General features: G+C 70.7%; 2 protein-coding genes and 1 rRNA gene. 2 read left to right on the top strand and 1 reads right to left on the bottom strand.

Annotation, left to right across the window (positions count from 1 at the left end):
• Window positions 1-8 precede the first annotated feature (8 nt).
• Together rrf and E2E34_RS34100 are read left to right on the top strand one after the other, a co-directional pair.
• A 5S ribosomal RNA gene (gene rrf, locus E2E34_RS34105) occupies window positions 9-125 on the top strand.
• Between the two features lie 114 nt (window positions 126-239).
• Window positions 240-815 (top strand): GNAT family N-acetyltransferase, encoded by a 576-nt coding sequence (locus E2E34_RS34100; RefSeq protein WP_138905688.1) that lies wholly within the window; start codon window positions 240-242, stop codon window positions 813-815.
• Here E2E34_RS34100 and E2E34_RS34095 read toward each other — a convergent pair.
• A partial coding sequence (locus tag E2E34_RS34095) for a type IV secretory system conjugative DNA transfer family protein (RefSeq protein WP_244316395.1) occupies window positions 812-1,641 on the bottom strand: 830 nt, incomplete at its 5' end. The genes E2E34_RS34100 and E2E34_RS34095 overlap by 4 nt on opposite strands.

Below are 1,641 nucleotides of genomic sequence, written 5' to 3'. Positions count from 1 at the left end.
CATAGTGTTTCGGTGGTCATAGCGTTAGGGAAACGCCCGGTTACATTCCGAACCCGGAAGCTAAGCCTTTCAGCGCCGATGGTACTGCAGGGGGGACCCTGTGGGAGAGTAGGACGCCGCCGAACAATCATTGTGGGAAAGCCCCGCACCTTATGGTGCGGGGCTTTTCTGCGTTCCAGGGCCGGCGGCGACGCTGAAATCGCTTGGCTCGGGGGGCGGGGCCGGGTGAGTATCGCCGCATGGACTGTGTGATTCGGCCCGTGCGTGCGGGTGAGTGGGCCAGGGTGAGGGAGCTGCGGCTCGCCGCGCTGCGGGATCCGCTGGCTTCCATCGCGTTTCTGGAGACGCACGAGAAGGCCGCGGCGCAGCCGGAGTCCTTCTGGGCGGAGCGTACGGACAGGGCCGCCGAGGGTGTGGGCGTGCGGCGGTTCGTCGCGGAGGCGGCGGACGGGCGGTGGGTCGGCTCTGTCAGTGCGCTTGTCGAACGGGCGGGCTCCGACGAGGTGTTCGGCGGTGCGCCGACGGTCGACCAAGTGCATCTGGTGGGCGTCTTCGTGCGGCCCGAGGCGCGGGGGACCGGAGTGGCGCAGGAGTTGTTCCGTGCCGCGCTGGAGTGGTCGTGGGGGCTGACGGAGCCCCGGGTCGAGCGGGTGCGGTTGTACGTGCACGAGCGCAACGGGCGGGCCCAGGCGCTGTACGGCAAGGCCGGGTTCGTCCGGAGCGGGCAGGTCGTGCCCATGCCGGGGGACGAGTCGGCGAAGGAGTACGAGATGGTCGTCGAGCGGGCGTCGGACTCCTCGGGGAACGCCGTCTAACCGGGCGTCAGGGTGTGGTCCGGCCAGCGGGCCCGGCCCTGCTCCTGGGACCGGAGCAGGACCAGGGTCGGCAGGCCCTGGTCCTGACCGGTCGACAGCAGCTCGGGAAGCTGGGGAAGCGGAGCCACGGCCGCGACGTCGTCCAGGACGAACGTCATTGGTGGGTCGAGCCGACCGTCGGATGACCGTGCGGCCATGCGGCGGCCGTGCTCGACCACGCTTGAGGTGAGTGCGGTGAGCAGAGGCATCGCTCCGGGACGCGACTTGGGGTCCTCGATTGCTTCACCCACCACATAAAGAGTGCCCCCCTCGCCCGCAAATGATTCCAACGTGACCGAATCGGTTCGATTGGGTGTGCAGGCTTCGCGAATGTGGACGGAGGACAGCGCGGCGAGCGCCCGCACCGTCAACTCCTGCGCGATCTCCCGGCGTTCCGGGTACGCGGTGAGCGCGGACTCCAGGAGGCCCGCGGCCCCGCTCGACGCCTTCGGGTGCGTGCGGAGGATACGTACCGGCTCGTGCGCACTGTGGCCCTGCGCCCAGCGGTGGACCTGGCGGAAGGGGCGCCCGTCGACGGCCGCTGCGTGCAGCCAGCTGCTCAGGAGCGTCTCCGCGGTGTCGGCCATCGCGGCGTCGAGCCGCGCCTGGGGCCGTATCGGCGCCAGCAGTGCCACGGCGCGGGCGGCGGCGATGTCGGCGCGCTCGCAGCCGCTGGTGGGGGACCAGTGCAGGCGGGCGGGGGTGTCGCAGAGGTGGCCGGGGTCGTACACCAGGACGGGGCCGAGCTTGGCCCGCGCGTCCTTGGTCTCGGTCCACACGGTGGGGT

This window comes from Streptomyces albidochromogenes (genome assembly GCF_005981925.1).
GTDB lineage: Bacteria > Actinomycetota > Actinomycetes > Streptomycetales > Streptomycetaceae > Streptomyces > Streptomyces albidochromogenes.
This window is presented reverse-complemented; position numbering and strand designations above follow the sequence as displayed.